Source organism: Streptomyces sp. MA5143a (genome assembly GCF_900290235.1).
GTDB lineage: Bacteria > Actinomycetota > Actinomycetes > Streptomycetales > Streptomycetaceae > Streptomyces.
In genome coordinates, this window is sequence record NZ_OLMK01000050.1 from 123,871 (window position 1) to 141,719 (window position 17,849).

At 72.1% G+C, this 17,849-nt stretch carries 12 protein-coding genes, 1 tRNA gene and 1 pseudogene; 4 read left to right on the forward strand and 10 right to left on the reverse strand.

Annotation, left to right across the window (positions count from 1 at the left end):
• Window positions 1-63 precede the first annotated feature (63 nt).
• The 5 genes from SMA5143A_RS23200 to SMA5143A_RS23220 form a co-directional block, all read right to left on the reverse strand.
• Window positions 64-657, reverse strand: a complete 594-nt coding sequence (locus SMA5143A_RS23200; protein ID WP_107464779.1) for a 50S ribosomal protein L25/general stress protein Ctc — start codon at window positions 655-657, stop codon at window positions 64-66.
• 215 nt (window positions 658-872) lie between these two features.
• Window positions 873-1,847 (reverse strand): ribose-phosphate diphosphokinase, encoded by a 975-nt coding sequence (locus SMA5143A_RS23205; RefSeq protein WP_055522386.1) that lies wholly within the window; start codon window positions 1,845-1,847, stop codon window positions 873-875.
• 106 nt (window positions 1,848-1,953) lie between these two features.
• A complete protein-coding gene (glmU, locus tag SMA5143A_RS23210; RefSeq protein WP_107464780.1) occupies window positions 1,954-3,402 on the reverse strand; it encodes a bifunctional UDP-N-acetylglucosamine diphosphorylase/glucosamine-1-phosphate N-acetyltransferase GlmU in 1,449 nt (482 codons plus the stop codon).
• 124 nt (window positions 3,403-3,526) lie between these two features.
• Window positions 3,527-3,598 (reverse strand) — tRNA-Gln (locus tag SMA5143A_RS23215).
• Between the two features lie 15 nt (window positions 3,599-3,613).
• Entirely contained in the window at window positions 3,614-4,471 is an 858-nt protein-coding gene (locus SMA5143A_RS23220; protein WP_107464781.1) for a hypothetical protein, read from the reverse strand.
• A gap of 168 nt (window positions 4,472-4,639) precedes the next feature.
• Between SMA5143A_RS23220 and SMA5143A_RS23225 the strand changes: the two genes are divergently transcribed.
• Window positions 4,640-5,995, forward strand: coding sequence for a sensor histidine kinase (locus SMA5143A_RS23225; protein ID WP_107464782.1), 1,356 nt, complete (start codon window positions 4,640-4,642; stop codon window positions 5,993-5,995).
• Window positions 5,996-6,307: 312 nt separating this feature from the next.
• Here SMA5143A_RS23225 and SMA5143A_RS23230 read toward each other — a convergent pair whose 3' ends face one another.
• Both SMA5143A_RS23230 and SMA5143A_RS23235 read right to left on the reverse strand, forming a co-directional pair.
• Window positions 6,308-6,802, reverse strand: coding sequence for an SUKH-3 domain-containing protein (locus tag SMA5143A_RS23230; RefSeq protein WP_055716836.1), 495 nt, complete (start codon window positions 6,800-6,802; stop codon window positions 6,308-6,310).
• Window positions 6,803-7,024: 222 nt separating this feature from the next.
• The gene (locus SMA5143A_RS23235) at window positions 7,025-7,534 is read right to left on the reverse strand and encodes a YwqJ-related putative deaminase (RefSeq protein WP_107464783.1); all 510 of its coding nucleotides are present in this window, start codon (window positions 7,532-7,534) and stop codon (window positions 7,025-7,027) included.
• Window positions 7,535-7,891: 357 nt separating this feature from the next.
• Between SMA5143A_RS23235 and SMA5143A_RS23240 the strand changes: the two genes are divergently transcribed.
• From SMA5143A_RS23240 to SMA5143A_RS23250, 3 genes are all read left to right on the forward strand, one after another.
• Window positions 7,892-8,893: an SMI1/KNR4 family protein gene (locus tag SMA5143A_RS23240; protein ID WP_107464784.1), complete on the forward strand. Its 1,002-nt coding sequence runs from the start codon at window positions 7,892-7,894 to the stop codon at window positions 8,891-8,893.
• 7 nt (window positions 8,894-8,900) lie between these two features.
• Window positions 8,901-11,783 (forward strand): SUKH-4 family immunity protein, encoded by a 2,883-nt coding sequence (locus SMA5143A_RS23245; protein ID WP_107464785.1) that lies wholly within the window; start codon window positions 8,901-8,903, stop codon window positions 11,781-11,783.
• A 213-nt stretch (window positions 11,784-11,996) separates the two neighbouring features.
• Window positions 11,997-12,878 carry a cellulose-binding protein gene (locus tag SMA5143A_RS23250; RefSeq protein ID WP_107464786.1) on the forward strand — a complete coding sequence of 294 codons (882 nt, stop codon included), beginning with the start codon at window positions 11,997-11,999 and terminating at the stop codon, window positions 12,876-12,878.
• A gap of 463 nt (window positions 12,879-13,341) precedes the next feature.
• Here the strand turns inward: SMA5143A_RS23250 and SMA5143A_RS23255 are convergent, their stop codons facing one another.
• From SMA5143A_RS23255 to SMA5143A_RS23265, 3 genes and pseudogenes are all read right to left on the reverse strand, one after another.
• On the reverse strand, window positions 13,342-14,931 hold the full coding sequence (locus SMA5143A_RS23255) for a sodium/solute symporter (RefSeq protein ID WP_181361987.1): 1,590 nt from the start codon (window positions 14,929-14,931) through the stop codon (window positions 13,342-13,344).
• A gap of 173 nt (window positions 14,932-15,104) precedes the next feature.
• Window positions 15,105-15,629, reverse strand: a pseudogene (locus tag SMA5143A_RS23260) (DUF485 domain-containing protein); the annotation flags it as partial.
• A gap of 313 nt (window positions 15,630-15,942) precedes the next feature.
• Window positions 15,943-17,448 carry an MFS transporter gene (locus SMA5143A_RS23265; RefSeq protein ID WP_107464788.1) on the reverse strand — a complete coding sequence of 502 codons (1,506 nt, stop codon included), beginning with the start codon at window positions 17,446-17,448 and terminating at the stop codon, window positions 15,943-15,945.
• Window positions 17,449-17,849 lie beyond the last annotated feature (401 nt).

The following is a 17,849-nucleotide window of genomic DNA, read 5'->3' on the forward strand; positions in this document are numbered from 1 at the left end:
GCCGCTCCCGCAAGGGAGACGGCGGCTGGATCAAGACTCGCTGTACCGCTGTCGCAGTACGGCTCAGGCCTCGGCGACCTCTTCGCCCTCGGCGCCCTCCTCCGAGGGCTCCTCCGCCTGCGCGGCCAGAACCTGGAGGACCACCGCGTCCTCCTCGACCGCCAGGGAGACACCCTTCGGCAGCGCGATGTCCTTCGCCAGGACGGACGCACCCGCCTCAAGACCCTCGACCGAGACGCTGACCGACTCGGGGATGTGCGTGGCCTCGGCCTCGACCGGCAGCGCGTTCAGAACGTGCTCCAGCAGGTTGCCACCCGCCGCCAGCTCACCCTCGGTGTGCACGGGGATCTCGACGTTGACCTTCTCGCCCTTCTTCACGAGCAGCAGGTCGACGTGCTCCAGGAAACCCTTGATCGGGTCACGCTGCACGGACTTCGGGATCGCCAGCTCGGAGGTCTTGCCGTCGATGTCCAGCGAGATCAGGACGTTCGGCGTACGCAGCGCCAGCAGCAGGTCGTGGCCCGGCAGCGTCAGGTGCAGCGGGTCGGAACCGTGACCGTACAGAACACCGGGAACCTTGGAGTCACGACGGATACGACGGGCGGCACCCTTGCCGAACTCGGTACGCGTCGACGCGGTGAGCTTCACCTCGGACATGATCACTCCTCGTAGAGATAGCAACGGACGTGGTCACCCGGCCACGAACGGCCTGCTACGAAGAGCGCGTCGATAACGGACCGCCGAACCCGCGCACAGAACGCGGACGGCCTCCCTCGCCGAGCAACTTCAGCAGTCTACTCGGCAAGGGAGGCCGCACCCAAAACGATCTCTACACGACCGCTCGGCGATCCCTACCGCTCGTCGAACAGGCCCTACTGCTCGTCGAACAGGCTCGTCACCGAACCGTCCTCGAACACCTCACGCACCGCGTTCGCGATCGTCGGCGCGATCGACAGCACCGTGATCTTGTCCAGCTCCAGCTCGCTCGGCGTCGGCAGCGAGTTGGTGAACACGAACTCACTGACCTTCGAGTTCTTCAACCGATCGGCGGCCGGACCCGACAGCACACCGTGCGTCGCCGTCACGATGACGTCCTCCGCGCCGTGCGCGAACAACGCGTCCGCCGCGGCGCAGATCGTGCCACCCGTGTCGATCATGTCGTCCACGAGGACACAGATACGGCCCTTGACCTCACCCACGACCTCATGGACCGTGACCTGGTTCGCCACGTCCTTGTCACGCCGCTTGTGCACGATCGCCAGCGGCGCGCCCAGCCGGTCGCACCAACGGTCCGCCACCCGCACACGACCCGCGTCCGGGGACACCACCGTCAGCTTGCTCCGGTCCACCTTCGCGCCCACGTAGTCCGCCAGCAGCGGCAGCGCGAACAGGTGGTCCACCGGACCGTCGAAGAAGCCCTGGATCTGGTCCGTGTGCAGATCGACCGCCAGGATCCGGTCCGCGCCCGCCGTCTTCATCAGGTCCGCGATCAGACGCGCCGAGATCGGTTCACGACCACGGTGCTTCTTGTCCTGCCGCGCGTAACCGTAGAACGGCACGATCACCGTGATGGAGCGGGCCGACGCGCGCTTCAGGGCGTCGATCATGATCAACTGCTCCATGATCCACTTATTGATCGGAGCCGTGTGGCTCTGGATCAGAAAGCAGTCCGCACCACGCGCCGACTCCTGGTACCGCACATAGATCTCGCCATTGGCGAAGTCGAAGGCCTTCGTCGGGACGACCCCGACACCCAACTGCTGGGCGACCTCCTCGGCAAGCTCGGGGTGGGCGCGGCCGGAGAAGAACATCATCTTCTTCTCGCCGGTCGTCTTGATCCCGGTCACAGCACTGTCTCCTCAGAGGTGTCACAGCTGGGCATGGATGACCGCTCAGCTGGGGTGCGGGTGTGCACTTATCACGGTACGCCGTCCCCGACGCACCCGTTTCCGGTCAGCTTTCGCTTTCCGCCTCCCGAGCAGCCGCCTCGGCCGCCTTCGCCGACGGACTCCCCGGACGCTTACGAGCCACCCAACCCTCGATATTCCGCTGCTGGCCACGGGCCACGGCCAGCGAACCGGGCGGCACATCCTTCGTGATCACGGACCCGGCGGCGGTGTACGCACCGTCCCCGATCGTGACGGGAGCCACAAACATGTTGTCCGAACCCGTCTTGCAGTGCGAGCCGACGGTCGTGTGATGCTTCTGCTCACCGTCGTAGTTCACAAAGACACTAGCCGCACCGATGTTCGAGTACTCGCCGATCGTCGCGTCGCCCACGTACGACAGATGCGGAACCTTCGTCCCCTCACCGATCGACGCGTTCTTCGTCTCGACGTACGTGCCGATCTTCGCCTTCAGACCCAGCCGCGTCCCCGGACGCAGATACGCGAACGGCCCCACCGTCGCCTGCGGACCCACCTCCACGCCGTCCGCCACCGTGTTGTCCACCCGCGCGCCGGCCCCGACCACCGTGTCCTTGAGCCGCGCGTTCGGGCCGACCTCCGCACCCTCACCGAGATGTGTGGCACCGAGCAGCTGCGTACCGGGGTGCACCAGCGCGTCCTGCTCGAACGTCACCGTCACGTCGACCCACGTGGACGCCGGATCCACCACCGTGACACCCGCGAGCATCGCCTCGGTCAGCAACCGGTCGTTGAGGATCCGGCGCGCCTCGGCGAGCTGCACACGGTTGTTGATCCCGGCGATCTCCCGGTGGTCCACCGCGACCGAGGCGCCCACCCGGTGCCCGGCCTCCCGCAGGATCCCCAGCACGTCCGTCAGGTACTCCTCGCCCTGACTGTTGTCCGTCCGCACCTTCCCCAGCGCGTCCGCGAGCAGCTGGCCGTCGAACGCGAACACACCCGAGTTGATCTCCCGGATCGCCCGCTGCGACTCCGTCGCGTCCTTGTGCTCCACGATCGCCGTCACGGCACCCGAGGCGCCGTCCCGCACGATGCGGCCGTAGCCGGTGGCGTCCGGGACCTCTGCCGTCAGCACGGTGACGGCGTTGCCGTCGGCCGCGTGGGTCTCGGCGAGGCGGCGGAGCGTCGCGCCGGTCAGCAGCGGGGTGTCGCCGCAGACGACCACGACTGTCCCATCGACGCCACCGCCGAGCTCCTCGAGGCCCATCCGTACGGCGTGCCCCGTGCCGTTCTGCTCCGCCTGGACCGCGGTGCGTACGCCCGGGTCGACCTCGGTCAGATGCGCGGCGACCTTCTCGCGGGCGTGACCCACGACGACGACCAGGTTCTCCGGGTCCAACTCGCGCGCGGCGGCGAGGACGTGGCCGACCAGGGAGCGGCCACAGATGCTGTGCAGAACCTTGGGTGTGGCCGACTTCATACGGGTGCCCTCACCCGCTGCGAGGACGACGACGGCTGCCGGGCGGGTTGCGCTCACGGGGATGCCCTTCGGCTGTGGATGAGTGGGGTGTGGACATCCGCAGGATACCGGGGGGCAGTGTGGGGGAAATGGGAGCGGGCCCTGACCCGTCTGTCTGAGGTCAGGACCCGAAGTCGCGCAGCTCCGCCGGCTGGATTCGAACCAGCACTGCAAGGCTTCAAAGGCCTGCGGGCTACCGTTACCCCACGGCGGATCACTGCGTAAGACCTTACCGGAGACGTGTTGGCGCCATGGCCACCATTCCCTTCCACCAGCCCTCGATGCGGCGGTACAGGTCAGCCCCCTGAGCGACGCGGATCACCAGGCAACCCCGGTAGTCCTCGCCGACGTTCTTCCGGACCGTCTTCGGGTTGTGCTTCTTGATCGTCGTCCTCTGGAAGGTGGAGACGTCGACCCCGACCCGATCGGCCCAGAACTGCTCCGCGGCCTCCACGTCCGCCGTCATGTGGATCATGACCCGGTAGCGCAGGCGCTCGCGTTCGATGCCCAGCAGGTCCAGCCAGGCCAGGTAGATGCGGATCACCCCCGGGTCGCTGTTGACGAACAGGACGTTCTCTCGGCGGTCGTACGGCTTGTCCTTGGAACCCTCGGCCCAGTAGAGAGCGACTCCAGCGATGAACAGATCCCGGTCCGTCATCATGCCCATCTCTCGGGCCGCTGCTTCCTTGGTTCGCCGACGCTCCTTGTCCCGCAGAGCCAGCTCGTGCTCCCAGCGCTTGCGGGCCGCCAGCTTCGCTTGTTCTCTCGGGTCGCGTCGCTCCGGCTTCGGCAGGTCCCGTACCCACAGGGAAATCGAGCTCTTTGAGCAGCCCAGCTCCATCTGGATCTGGTCGTACGTCCAGCCCTGGCTGCGGAGCTCCCTGGCCCTGGCGCGGAGGTCGTCCTGGCGTGGGCGCCTGGTCCATTCGGGAGGGGGCTCGCCCTCCAGGAGGCGGTTGAGGAGGTCGTTGTTGTCGACGTGGATGCGGTCGCGGATCTGCCGACGACTGAGGCCCTCCCGGCGGAGGGCGATCGCCTGCTCTCGCAGGGTCTCGAAGTCGGCGTACTTGCCATGGGGATGTGCCATGGACAAACCGTCCGGGCGGAATGGGTGGTTCCGGGGTCGAACGGTGTGCGATTCAGCAGTTCGAGGGATACCGGATGGTTTCGCTTCTGTTCGATTGGGCGGTGTGGTGTAGGCCAGTACGAGAAACTCGCCGGAAAAGCGGGGGCGCTCGAACGTAGGCTTGGGGGTATGACCGCGACGGGGGAAGACCGCACCGGGGCCAGGATGGAGGGCCGCCCGGTCGGCCCGTGGTGGTGGGAACGGTGGCGGGGGGCCGTGCTCGACGGCGTGCTGGCGTTCGTGTCGGCCGTCGAGTGTTCGATCGAGGGCGTGGAGTTCGCCCGCGACGCCGGGCTGCCCGCGTCCGTGGGGGTCGTGTTCGGGGCGCTCGCCGGTTCCGTGCTGCTGGTGCGGCGGATGTGGCCCGTCGCCGTGGTGCTGGTGTTCATCGCTGTCGCGCCGGCTCAGATGGGGTATCTGATGGGGCTCGTCGGCCTCTACACCCTGGCCGCGTCCGAGGCGCCGAGACGGATCATCGGGGCGCTGTCCGGGATGGCGTTCACCGGGGTGTTCATCGTGTGGTTCGTGCAGGCCACGCAGATCACCCGGGGTGAGGACGGCGGGGTGAGCGGGGACGCCGTGGTCGGCGGCGACGAGTGGTTCGCGCTGTTCCTGGCGCTGACGGTGGCGATCGGCCTGACCGCGCCGCCCGTGCTGCTGGGGCTGTACGTGGGGGCCCGGCGGCGGTTGATGGAGAGCCTGCGGGAGCGGGCCGACTCGCTGGAGCGGGAGCTTCAGCTGCTCGCGGAGCGCGCGGAGGAGCGGGCGGAGTGGGCCCGGGGCGAGGAGCGGACGCGGATCGCGCGGGAGATGCACGACGTGGTCGCGCACCGGGTGTCGTTGATGGTGGTGCACGCGGCGGCGTTGCAGGCGGTGGCGCGCAAGGACCCCGAGAAGGCCGTGAAGAACGCGGCGCTGGTGGGGGACATGGGGCGGCAGGCGTTGACCGAGCTGCGGGAGATGCTCGGGGTGCTGCGGTCGGGGGAGGGGTTCTCGACGGTGCGGTCCGCCGAGCCGGCGTCGGTGCCGTTGGCGGCGGTGGGGGTGGCCGCGGCGGCCGCCGCCTCGCGGGCGGAGGACGAGGTGGGGGAGGGGCCGTGTCTCGCGGAGCTGGAGGTGCTGGTGGGGCAGTCGGCGGCCGCGGGGATGGTCGTGGAGCTGTCGGTGGAGGGTGAGGTGCGGGTGTATGCGGCCGACGTGGAGCAGACGGCGTACCGGGTGGTGCAGGAGGCGTTGACCAACGTCCACAAGCATGCGGCGGGGGCGAAGACGCACGTGCGGCTCGCGCACCGTTCGGCGGAGATCGCGATGCAGGTGGAGAACGGGCCGCCGCCGGAGCCGGGGGCGGCAGGGGCCGCGCGGCTGCCCAGCGGCGGGAACGGGCTGCTCGGGATGAAGGAGCGGGTGGCCGAGCTGGGGGGCGTGTTCGTGTCGGGGCCGACCGACGCGGGGGGTTTCCGGGTGTCGGCGGTCATCCCGGCGTAGCGCTCCGCGTAGCACTCCGTGTGGGGCGGGGGCGTGGCGCAGGGGGCCTGTGTCGCCCCGGCGGCACGACGGCTGGGCTGCCCGCGGCTCGCCGCGTGAGGACGGCAACTGCTACGGGTACGGGCGCGCGTGTGCTTGCGGGTACGGCTGCTCGTGTCCACGGCTATGGCTGAGCGAGCTTTCGGCTGCAGAATCTGCGCCTGCCTACGGCTGCGTCTGCGGCTAGGTCCTCGCGTGCCTACGGGTACGGCTGCGCGTGGCCGGTTGCGGTGCGCAGGTACGCCTGCGCATGGCCGGTGTGCGCGCGGGCGCTCAGCCGGCTGTCAGGCGGGTCGGGGCCGTGCCTGTGAGGAGGGTGGTGAGGGCCGCGTCGATGTGGGGGCCCAGGTACCAGTCGCCGGTGTGGTCGAGCGCGTAGGCGCGGCCGTCGGTGTCGATGGCGAGCAGCGCGCGGGTGGCGGTCTCGTGGCCGAGGGGGCAGACCTCGGTGTCGAGGGCGCGGCCGAGGTCGCCGAGGGTGCGGGCCATGTGGAGGCCGTGCAGGGGGTCGAGGTGGAGGTCGACGGGGGCGAGTTGGCGGCCGGGGCCCTGTGAGGTGAGGCGGAGGCCGCCGAACTCGGCCCAGGCCTCGACCGCGGCCGGGAAGACCGCGTGACGGTGTCCCGCGGGCGAGGTGTGCTCGCGCAGGGTGTCGGCCCAGAACTCGGCCTGCTTTATGTCCCAGCGTCCGGGCTGCCAGCCGGCGGCGCGCAGGGCGGCGTCGACGGGTACGGAGAAGCGCGTGGTGGAGGTGCGGTCGGTGTGCATCTGCCCTTTGTTCGTCGGGGGGTTCGTCGGCGGCTCGGCTGGGGGTAGGTGCGGGGTGTCGAGGGTCTCCAGGTGTCCGGGGTGAGTGAGGCGTGTGTGTGCTCGCGTAGCAGGTGACGTGTCGGGCGGGGCGGTGGTTCCGGGGGGTTCCGGTGAGTCCGTCCGGCTCGGCCGGTTTTCCACCTGGGCCTCCCCTCAGTACTCCCGGCGCGGGGCTCCCGTTCAGTTGCCCTCGGTCGGGTCGACGACGCGGACGCCGAAGTGGGCGCTGAGGGCGGTGCAGGAGCGGCAGGGGGTGGCGAAGCCGCCGTGGAGGGGGTCGCCGTCCTCGCGGATGTGGCGGGTGGTGAGTTTGGCCTGCTTGAGGACCTTGCGGGCCTCGCCGTTGGTCATGGGTCTGCGGGCGGCGCGCTTGCTGCGGGCCGCGTCGGCGGTGGTGATGAGCCGGGAGATGAGGATGGCCTCGGCACAGCGGCCGGTGAAGCGGTCGCGTTGCGCGGTGGCGAGGGAGTCGAGGAACTCCTGGACGAGGGGGTGCAGGGGCGGGGCGTGGTCGCCGCGCGCCGCGGTGCCGGTGAGGGTCTCGCCGCGTACGGAGAGGGCGGCGGCGACGGTGGGCAGGATGCCGTCGCGGCGGTGGAGGAGGGTGGGGGTGTGCGGTGGTTCGGTGGCGCTCCAGCCGATGCGCGGATCACCCGAGGGTCCTGCCTGCGTCGTGCTCATGATCGTCATCCCCTCCTGTCGCATCCCCCGTCAGCGGACACAGAGTGCCAAACGGCGTGGCCGGTGTGGAAGCTGGGGCGGTGCGACACGCCCGGGCTTCGGCACACGGTGAGGGTGGTGTGACGGCTGGTCACGGTAGCGGAGGGCCGGTGACCGGGATCGCCGTACCGCATAGGCTGTCGACAACCGCGATCCGTGCGGGTCCCGCGTTCGAGTGCGGGTCCGGGGCGGGTCGGGGAGTGTGAAGGGGCCTTCGACGGGCCTTTTTCACTGCCAGTGGTCAGTCCGTACAGACGCCATGACCAGTCAGCCAGCACAGTCAGCCAGTACCAGAACAGGTCGAGAACGCCGCAGGGGGCTACCGCCATGACGACAGGTCGGCTCGGGCAGCAAGCCGCGCCGCCGAACGCGGCCTACGCCGGGCAGGTCGTGCAGTTTCCGGACCCGGTCCGGGCCGCGCGTCATCCGAGGGGTGTCCGTGTGGACGCGCACGGCTATCCGGATTTCTCGCCCTACGCGCGTGCCGCGGCGGAGATCGCCGATCCCCCGGAGGGATTCGGGGTGGACGAGCTGCGGTTGACGGACTACGTGTCCGCGAACGCCGCGCTGGCGGCGTCGGGGCACACGTTGTGGGACACGATTCCGCCGGTGGCGACGCCGCACGGCTGGACGTGGCACCACGTGGTGGGCAGTCGGCGGCTGGAGTTGGTGCCGGTCGAGGTGAAGGCGCTGCTGCGGCACCACGGGGGTATCGCGACGGCGCGGGTCGACCAGGGCAAGCGGGGCACGCGGCCGTTGCAGGAGACGCGGCCGGCGCACTTCGGGTTGCCGAAGTCGTCGGCGGTGGCGGTGACGGAGGCGCAGGTGCAGGGGGTCGAGGAGGACCTCGGGTACCGGTTGCCGGGCGCGTACCGGTCGTTCCTGAAGGCGGCGGGCGGTTGCGCTCCCGTGGGGGCGGCGCTGGACGCGGAGTTGGGGCTGCTGGTGGACCAGCCGTTCTTCACGGTGCGGGACGAGGCGGCGATCAACGACCTGGTGTACGTCAACAAGTGTCTGCGGGACCATCTGACCAAGGACTACCTGGCGGTGGCGTTCGCGCAGGGCGGGCTGGTCGCGGTGAAGGTGAAGGGCGACCGGATCGGGTCGGTGTGGTTCTGCGCGTACGACGACGCCCGTGACGTGGATCCGTCGTTGCCGCCGGCCGAGCGGGTGGAGCGGCTGCTGCTCCCCGCCGGTGAGGACTTCGACGTGTTCCTGTCCCGGTTGGCGGGCAATCCGCCGGAGTTGGAGACGGTGGCGAATCTGATGGTGGACGGTGGGTTCGCCCGTGCCGTGCCGGTGGCCGCCACGTCGTCGGTGGGGGAGTGAGTTCTCGATGGTGACGTTCGCTCAGGCGCAGGAGCGCGCCGAGGAGTGGATCAACGGTGATCTGCCCGCGTACCAGCACCGTGAGGTGCGGGTGCGGGAGTTCGACCTGGGGTTCGTGGTGTGGGCGGAGGACCGGGCCGACGGTCCGCGGTCCGACGGCGGTGCGCAGCGGCTGGTGATCGCCCGGGACAGCGGGGAGGCCACGTTGTGGCCGTCGCTGCCGGTGGGCGAGGTGATCCGCCGTTACGAGGAGGAGTACGGCCGGACGGAGGCGCCGCCCGCCGAGGCGCCGGCTCCTCCGGCGCGGGTGGATCTGAACCAGACGTCGTTCCTGCTGACTCCGCCGGAGTGGTTGCAGGACGCGGCGGACCGGATGGGCATCCCGGATCGCCGTTCGGGCGCCGGTGCCGGTTCGGCTGCCGGAGCCGGTGCCGGTGCCGGTGCCGGTAATGGTGGGTCGGACGGTGCAGGGTCGCGTCCGGCGGGCTCCGTGGCCGGTGGTGGGATGCCGGAGACATTGGCCGGGCCGTCGGGTCCGCCCTCCCCGCCCTCCCCGGCTTCCGTCGGCGGGGCGCCGGTGCCGGCGGACGCCACGCCGTGGCCGGCGGCCGCGTCGGCGGGGGACGAGGTGCGGGACGCGGTGCCGCTGCCGAGGGACGCCGAGCCGCATGACGCGGTGCCGGGTGTGCCGGACGGGGCGACGCCGTGGGCCGGTACGGACACCAACGCCGAGATCGAGGACGACCGTTCGGTGCCGCTGCCGGACACGGTGTTCGCGCCGCAGCTGACCGAGGTGAGCGACGAGGAGGACGCCCCGCCGCCCAGTGCCCTGCCCGAGGCCAAGACCGCGCTGATCACCGGGGGCAGCCAGCTCCCGCGCACGGCCGTGGCTCCCGTCCTCGACGCGTCGGGGCAGCCGCAGTCGCAGCCGCCGACCGGTCCGGCGACTCCGCCGCCGGGTATGCCGTCGTACGGGTACCCGCAGGGCGGCCCGCAGGGTCCGGGGACCCCGCCGCCCGGCGCTCCGTCGTACGGGTACCCGCAGGGCGGTCCGCAGGGGCCCGGTACGCCGCCGCCGGGGCGTCCGCTGCCGCCGCACGCCGGGGACATCGCTGACGCGGCGACGAGCAAGGCCGCGCCGCCTCCGCGCAGGGGCGGCCGGAGCGGTGGGCCGGGTACGCCGCCGCCCCCGCCGGGAGTGCCGGGTGCGCCGGGTGCCCGTCCGGGCGCGACGCCCCCGCCGTCAGCCGGTGCGTATGTGCCGACGCAGATGGTCTCCGCCCTCGGTCCGGACGGGCCCGAGGGCGCGCCTGGCGCTCAGGGCCAGCCGGGCGCGCCCGGTGCCCCTGGTGCCCCCGGTGCTCCTGGGGTGCCGAATCCGCCGGGGGGTACGCCTGCCGGTGGGGTGCATCATGCGGCGACGATGTTGGCCGGGCCCGCCGTGGGTGGTCCGGGGGCTCCGCAGCCGCCCGGCGCTCCGGGGCAGCCGGGTGCGCCTGGTGCGCCTGGTGCTCCTGGGGTGCCGAATCCGCCGGGGGGTACGCCTGCCGGTGGGGTGCATCATGCGGCGACGATGTTGGCCGGGCCCGCCGTGGGTGGTCCGGGGGCTCCGCAGCCGCCCGGCGCTCCCGGCGCTCCCGGTGCTCCGGGGCAGCCCGGTACCCCGCCCGGTGGCCCCGCTCCGGTGCATCACGCCGAGACGATGCTGGCCGGGCCCGCGGTGGGCGGCCCCGGCGCGCCCGGCATGCCGCAGCCGCCCGGCCCGCCCGGTATGCCGCCGGGCCCGCAGGGCATGCCCGGACAGCCGGGTCACCCGGGGCACCCCGGGCACCCTGGTCATCCCGGGCAGCCGGGGCATCCCGGGCAGCCGATGGGCGGTCCGCCGGCGTACGGGTATCCGCAGCAGCCGACGGGGCAGCCGACCGTGGGTCCCGGCTACCAGGCCGTCCTGCGGTACCGCGCGCCCGACGGCTCCGAGCAGCAGGTGATCCGGCGTTCCGCGCCCGGCACCCCGCACCCGGAGTGGCAGATCTTCCATGAGCTGCGCGGGCTGAACATTCCGCCGGAGGCGGTGCTGGAGCTGCACACGGAGCTGGAGTCGTGCGAGCTGCCGGGCGCCTACTGCGCGCGGATGATCCGTGAGCAGTGGCCGAACGCGCGCATCACGTCCATCGCCCCGTACGGCAAGGACCACGCGAGCCGGCAGCAGGGCATGGCGCAGCTGCTGGCGCACCAGGGCGAGTTGCACCAGGTCGCGGACGGTCCGGCCCGACTCGCGCCGGTGCGGGCGCCGTTGCCGCCGGTGCAGCCGGCGCCGCCGATCCCGCCGGAGGCGATCGGGCAGGAGCTGGCGGCGGCGTTCGGGCCGGGGGTGTTCCGGTTCGACCAGCAGGCGGTGTCGCGGCAGGGTGTGCCGCCGATCGTGGCGCACACGCTGGTGGTGGCCGGGCTGCCGGTGGACATGGGCCCGTTCTTCTGGGCGCAGGCCCAGCCGGGCCGTCCGGTGCCGACGCTGGCGGAGCTGGCGCAGGAGCGGGGTGTGCAGCCGGCGGCGGACGCGGGCTCGTACCTGGTGATGGGCAGCGACTTCGGCAAGGCGCTGTGTGTGCAGTACGGCACGGCGAACATCGTGGCGGTGCCGGTGGAGGCGGGGCCGGGCGGTGCGCCCGTGCCGCCGCAGTTCGTGAACACCGGGCTGCCGGAGTTCGCGCGCTGTCTGGCGCTGCTGGGCCGGATGTGGCGGCTGCGGTTCGGGCTGAACCAGGAGCAGGCGGGCCGCTGGACCGTCGACTTCCAGGCGCAGTTGGCCGCCCTGGACCCGGCGGCGCTCGGCTCGCCGGAGAGCTGGTGGTCGGTGCTGCTGGAGCAGATGTGGGACGGCCTGCTGTGAGCCGCGGCCGCTGACGGCGGCGGCGTGAGCATGAGGGGCCGGGCCCGGTCGTACGACCGGGCCCGGCCCCTCCGCGTTGTCCGCCGTGTCGCGTGACGCGCTTCCGCCGCCCGGCCCTTCGCCCGGAGTGTCGTGTTGTGAACACTTCTGTCGGATCCATCAAGATATGCGCCACATCGGCATTCCGTGTGCGTCCGGCGAGAGGTTTCCAGCATGAGCAGCGCACCGACGGCGCCCCACGGGTGCGACTTCGAGTTCGACGTCGTACGGCGTGGCTACCGCCCCGACCAGGTCGACGCGTGCGCGGCGGCCCTCTCGCGGGACCGTGACGCGGCGTGGGAGCGGGCGGCCCGGCTGACCGTGCTCGCCAAGGAGATGGGCGCGGAGCTGGCCCGGCTCCGGGAGACCGTCGCCGGGCTGCCCCAGCAGACGTACGAGGCGCTCGGCGGGCGGGCGCGGCAGTTGTTCGACCTCTGCGTCGAGGAGGCGGCGGCGCTGCGGGAGGGCGGCCGTGCCGATGCCCGGCGGTTCGTCGAGGAGGCCGAGGCGGCCGCCCGGCGGCTGCGGGAGGAGTCGCGGGCGTACGCCGATCAGCTGCGCGGAGAGGCGGACGAGCGGGCCCGGCAGCGGGTGCTCTCGGCGCGGGCGCAGGCCGACGATCTGCGGATCGCCGCGCGGCTGTCGGTGAAGGAGGGGCGGACCGAGGCGCTGGCCGCGCTGCGGGAGGTGCGGGAGCGCACCGAGGGGATGCTCACGGAGATCGACAAGGAGTTCGCCGAGCGGGTGGCCGACATCGAGAAGGCGGTCGCCGAGCGGGAGGCCGTGTTCGAGGCGCGCCACGTGGAGCGGGTCGCCCGTGCGGAGGCCGCGGTCGTCGAGGCGGAGCGGGCTCTCGCCGAGGCGGAGCGGTACGCGGCGCAGCAGCAGACGGAGGCGGAGACCCGTGCCGCCGAGGTGATCGCGGAGGCACGGGTCCGGGAGGAGCGCGTCGCGCGGGACACCGAGCGGATCCTGCGCGAGCACGCCGAGCGCGGAGAGGGCCTGAAGGTGCAGATGGACTACGTCCGCGACAGCCTGTCGGCGCTCACGGACTGAGGGTTGGGGACTGAGGGCCGGGGCGGGGCCGGGGGCCGAGTCCGGCCGGGGGCCGAGTCCGGTTTGGGGCTGATCCCGGCCGGGGACTGAGGTCTGGCCCCGGCGGCCGCAGGCCGATCCGTGTCAGGTGCTGGTCCCCGGCCCGGGGTGCTCTCGGTTCAGGTGCTGCTCCCCGGCCGCGGGGCGATCCCCCGTCTCGGGGGCTGATCTCGGTCAGGGGCCGGTCCCGATCCCGGTTCTGGGTCTGGTCTCCGGCCGGGGGAGTTCCGGTTCTGGGTTTGGTCTCCGGCCGAGGGAGTTCCGGTTCAGGGTCTGGTCTCCGGCCGGGGGAACCCCGGTTCAGGTGCTGGTCCCCGGCCGGGGGAACCCCGGTTCAGGTGCTGGACCCCGGGCGGAGGGCGATCCCCGTCGCGCGCTGACCCCGGCCAGGGGCCCGGTCCCCGTCCGGGGGCCTTCGGCGGTCTCAGCTTTCCGTGCCTCTCCTCACCGCTCCCGCGAGGATCCAGCCCTCCACCGCCTCGTACCGCCTGCGCTGTTCCTCCGCCCTGCCGCGGCCGGACCACACCGTGCCCAGCCAGCCGCACGCGAAGCCCAGCGGGATGGAGACCAGGCCCGTCGTGGTGAACGGGAACCAGTTGAAGTCGGCGCGCGGGAACGCGGCGAACGGGGAACCGGACACGAGGTTGGTGCCGGTCATCAGGACCAGGACGGCGAGCGTTCCGCCGATGAGCGTGCACATCAGGCCCGTACGGGTGTACCGGCGCCAGAAGAGGCCGTAGACCAGGGCGGGGGCGATCGCCGAGGCGCCCAGGCAGAACGAGAGCGTGACCAGCGGCTGCAGGCTGCGGTTCTGGACCAGCGTGGCGAGGACGATCGCGGTGACACCGACCGCACCCGCGGAGAGCCGGGCGATGGTCATCTCACGGCGGGGAGTGAGGGGTGCGGAGGCGACGGCCGCGAAGACGTCGTGGGCCAGGGAGTTGGCGCAGGCGAGGATCATGCCGGCCACCGAGGCGAGCAGCGTCAGGAAGACCGCCGTGGCGACCGTGGTGAACAGCAGCGTCTCCGCCGTGGACACCTCCGTGCCGAACGCCGCCATCGAACCCAGCAGATAGGCCGTGTTGCCCTGGGCGTCGGCCGCCGCGATGACCTCGCGGCCGATCAGGGCCGTCGCGCCGAAGCCGACCACCGAGATGATCAGCACGAACAGGGCGACCGACGGCACCGCCCATGACAGCGAGCGGCGGACCTGACGGGCGCTGCGCGCGGTGTACATGCGCATGGTGACGTGGGGCAGGCAGGCGCCGCCGAGGACGACGGTCAACTGGGCGCTGATCATGTCGAGTTCCGGGTACGGGCCGCCCGAGAACTGGAGTCCGGAGTGGAGGTAGCCGGTGCCGACACCGCTCTTCGCCGCCGCGGCGCCCAGCAGCAGGCCGGGGTCCCAGTCGAACCTGTTCAGGATCAGTACGGCGATGACCCCGCCGGAGCCGAGCAGCATCACGATCTTGATGATCTGGATGAGCGCGGTGCCCTTCATCCCGCCGATCGCCGCGTAGCCGATCATCAGCGCGCCGACGATCACCACGACACCGGTCTTCAGGCTGTCGTTGGAGAAGCCGAGGATGAACGCCAGCAGGTCACCCGTGCCGGCCAGCTGCACCAGCATCATCGGCATCAGCGCCGCGATCGTCACGACGCACGCCGTGATGCGCACGATCCGGCCGGGCATCCGCCGGGCCAGCGCGTCGCCCATCGTGAACCGGCCCGCGTTGCGCAGGGGTTCGGCCAGCAGGAACATCAGCAGCATCAGGGACAGGGCCGTGCTGAGGGCGAGGACGACACCGTCGTAGCCGAAGAGGGCGATCACCCCGCCGGTGCCGAGGACCGTGGCCGCGGAGATGTAGTCGCCGGCGATCGCCAGGCCGTTGCGCATGGGGGAGAGCGAGCTGTAGCCGGTGTAGAACTCGTCGAGGTCGTCCCGGTCCGGGCCCGTCATCACGCACAGCAGCAGCGTGACCGTCGCGACCGCGGTGAACCCCACCAGCGACATGGCCTGTGCCGACCCGCTGAACTGGGTGAGGACACCGGCGGCGGTGGGGAGGGCGGCGGGGGCGGTGGTGAGGGAGGCGGCGGTGGTGATCATCGGGTGGGCCCCCACGAGGAGTTCTGGTCGGTGCCCCGTCGGGGGGTGCGGTCGGTGCTGCGGCGGGTGCGGTCCGCCTCGCGTTTGGCGTCCCGGCGCGCGTCGGCCTCCGCGAGTCGGCGTATCCGGTCCGCGAGCGGGTCCACGCGGCGGCGCGCGGTGCGTTCGTACAGCCAGATCGCCAGGCAGGTCACCGGCACCTGGAGCAGCCCGAGCAGCAGCCCCGTCGACAGCCCGCCGGTGACCGTGCCCGTCATGAACGACGGGGCGAACGCCGAGAGCAGCAGGAACAGCAGGAAGTAGCCCAGCGCGGTCAGCGTCGCCACCCGCCGCTGCCAGCGGTAGGCGCTGCGCAACAGACGCAGGTCGCTGTGGTGGTGCAGCAGGGGGTCGTCGGGCTCGTCGGGGAGCGGCGGCGCGACGGACGACTCGAACGCGGACGGGACTTGCGTCGCGTACGTGGGTGAGGACTGCGGCGCGTACCGGGGTGAGGACGGTGATCCGTACGCGGGGGAGGGCTGCCGCGCGGGTGCGGGCGGGTGTGCGGGCGGGTGCGGTGGGCGGTAGGGGGGTCGGTGCGGGGGTGACGAGAACGGGTCGGTCATCCCTTGTCTCCTTGCGTGGCTCTGGTCCGGTGCCTGCGGACCGCAGGGAGCGGGGGGCGGGCGTGAACGCTACCCGTGGGTTCGGTACCGCGCGAGGGTTTCGGCAAACTGAGCGGTCGGTATGCGCTTTCTTCTTGGAACCCGCGCTGACCTGGGGTGTTACCCGGATTAACTCAGGTTTTTTTGGGAGCGCTCCGCCGCGAGTCGCCCCGAGCCCTCCGCGAGCCGCTCCGTCAGCCCGTGAGCCCGTGAGCCCGTGAGCCCGTGAGCCCGTCAGTCCGTGAGCCCGTCAGTCCGTCGGTCCGTCAGCCCGTCAGTCCGTCAGTCCGTCCTTCAGGACCGGGAACCTGCGCGGCGCCACCACCAGCAGCACCAGCAGCGCGACCGTCGCCGCGCACGCCGCGCCCAGGTACACCGCGTGGACGGCCTCCGCGACCGCGCGGCGGACCGGCTCCGCCGTCGTGCCCGCGTCCAGGCCGTGGGTGACCGCGTCCAGGTCGCCCGCGCCGCCCAGACGGGAGGCCAGCACGCCGTTCGCGACCGCGCCGAAGGCCGCCGCGCCCAGGGTCTGGCCCGTCTGGCGGCAGAAGAGGATCGACGCCGTCGCCGTGCCCCGCTCCTCCCAGCCCACCGTCGACTGGACGCCCACGATCAGCGGGAGCTGGAACAGACCCAGCGCGGCGCCCAGCAGCAGCATCAGCAGGGTCGGCTGCCAGGCCTCGCCCGGGTACGGGAGGAACGGGAACGCGAACAGCAGCAGCGCCGCCGCCGTGATGCCCAGGATCGCGGTGTCCCGGAAGCCGATCCGGCGGTAGACGTGCTGGCTCAGGGCCGCCGACACCGGCCAGCTCAGCGTCCAGATGGAGACGACGAAGCCGGCGGCCACCGGGGCCAGGCCCAGGACCGACTGGGCGTAGGTCGCCAGGAACACCGTCGGCGCGACCATCAGCAGGCCCAGCGCGGCCAGCGCCAGGTTCACGGCCGCGATCGTGCGGCGGCGCCACACCCAGCCGGGGATGATCGGTTCCGCGGCGCGGCGTTCGATGAGGACCAGCACCACGACGAGGGCGACCCCCGTGCCCAGCAGGGTCAGGGAGGGCCAGGACAGCCAGGCCCAGGCCACTCCGCCCTGCACCAGCGCCGTCAGCAGGGCGCCCCCGCAGGCGAAGATCGTCAGGGCGCCTGCCCAGTCGACCCGGGGCCGAGCGGTCCGTTCCCGGACCGGCTCGTGCAGATGCCGGACCAGCAGCCACAGGGCCGCCGCGCCGAGCGGGAGGTTGATCAGGAAGATCCAGCGCCAGTCCGCGTAGGCGGCGAGGACCCCGCCCACCCCGGGGCCGGCCACCGCGGACACCGCCCACACCGTGGACAGCTTGGACTGGATCTTGGGGCGCTCCTCCAGGGGGTAGAGGTCGGCCGCCAGCGTCTGCACCGTGCCCTGTAGCGCACCGCCGCCCAGGCCCTGGACGACCCGGAAGGCGATCAGCGCGCCCATGTTCCAGGCCAGCGCGCACAGCAGCGAGCCCAGCAGGAACAGGGCGGCGCCCGCGATCAGCACCGGCTTGCGGCCGAAGGTGTCGGAGAGCTTGCCGTAGACGGGGAGGGTGACGGTGACGGCGAGGAGATAGCCCGAGAACAGCCAGGAGAAGACGGAGAAGCCGCCGAGGTCGGCGACGATCTGCGGGACGGCGGTCGAGACGATCGTGGAGTCCAGCGCGGCCAGGCCCATGGCCAGCATGAGCGCGGCGGTGACCGCACCCCGTCTGCCGGATCCGGTGTGCTGTGCCGCGTCGCGCAGCGCGGGTCGTGTCTCGCCCACCGGGTTCCTTCCCCCTGCATCTATCTGCCGGGGACCACCATGCCACTTGTCCCTCACGTCACGGCAGGGTGCAGCCTGAGTGCGCCGGAAGGTGGAGCCGAACCCTGAGACCGGCTCCACCCCTCGGTGGAGGTCCCTTAGGGGTATCTCCGTACTACGGCCAGGGGCGGGGTCGTACCGCCGGAGGAAGAGACGGGACGGTGCCCGTCCTTAACCTGGCTTTACGCCGCTGGGGGGCGGTGCACCGGGGCCCACGGGGGTGGGGGCCGGACCCACGGGGGGGTGGGGACCGGACCCACGGGGGTGGGGTTTTCCCCAGCAGAAGACTGCGCCGAGCACCAGCGCGCGGGACCCCCCTGGGCCACCAGACTCAAGGCACCACCGAGCGACAGCACCACCGA

What these genes read in the sequence shown, in the direction of transcription:
- SMA5143A_RS23240 (WP_107464784.1), top strand. Translation starts at nt 7,892, where the DNA reads ATGACGACAGGTCGGCTCGGGCAGCAAGCCGCGCCGCCGAACGCGGCC.
- SMA5143A_RS23250 (WP_107464786.1), top strand. Translation starts at nt 11,997, where the DNA reads ATGAGCAGCGCACCGACGGCGCCCCACGGGTGCGACTTCGAGTTCGAC.
- SMA5143A_RS23235 (WP_107464783.1), bottom strand. Translation starts at nt 7,534, where the DNA reads ATGACGATCATGAGCACGACGCAGGCAGGACCCTCGGGTGATCCGCGC.
- SMA5143A_RS23220 (WP_107464781.1), bottom strand. Translation starts at nt 4,471, where the DNA reads ATGGCACATCCCCATGGCAAGTACGCCGACTTCGAGACCCTGCGAGAG.
- SMA5143A_RS23200 (WP_107464779.1), bottom strand. Translation starts at nt 657, where the DNA reads ATGTCCGAGGTGAAGCTCACCGCGTCGACGCGTACCGAGTTCGGCAAG.
- SMA5143A_RS23230 (WP_055716836.1), bottom strand. Translation starts at nt 6,802, where the DNA reads ATGCACACCGACCGCACCTCCACCACGCGCTTCTCCGTACCCGTCGAC.
- SMA5143A_RS23225 (WP_107464782.1), top strand. Translation starts at nt 4,640, where the DNA reads ATGACCGCGACGGGGGAAGACCGCACCGGGGCCAGGATGGAGGGCCGC.
- SMA5143A_RS23245 (WP_107464785.1), top strand. Translation starts at nt 8,901, where the DNA reads ATGGTGACGTTCGCTCAGGCGCAGGAGCGCGCCGAGGAGTGGATCAAC.
- SMA5143A_RS23255 (WP_181361987.1), bottom strand. Translation starts at nt 14,931, where the DNA reads ATGTCGCTGGTGGGGTTCACCGCGGTCGCGACGGTCACGCTGCTGCTG.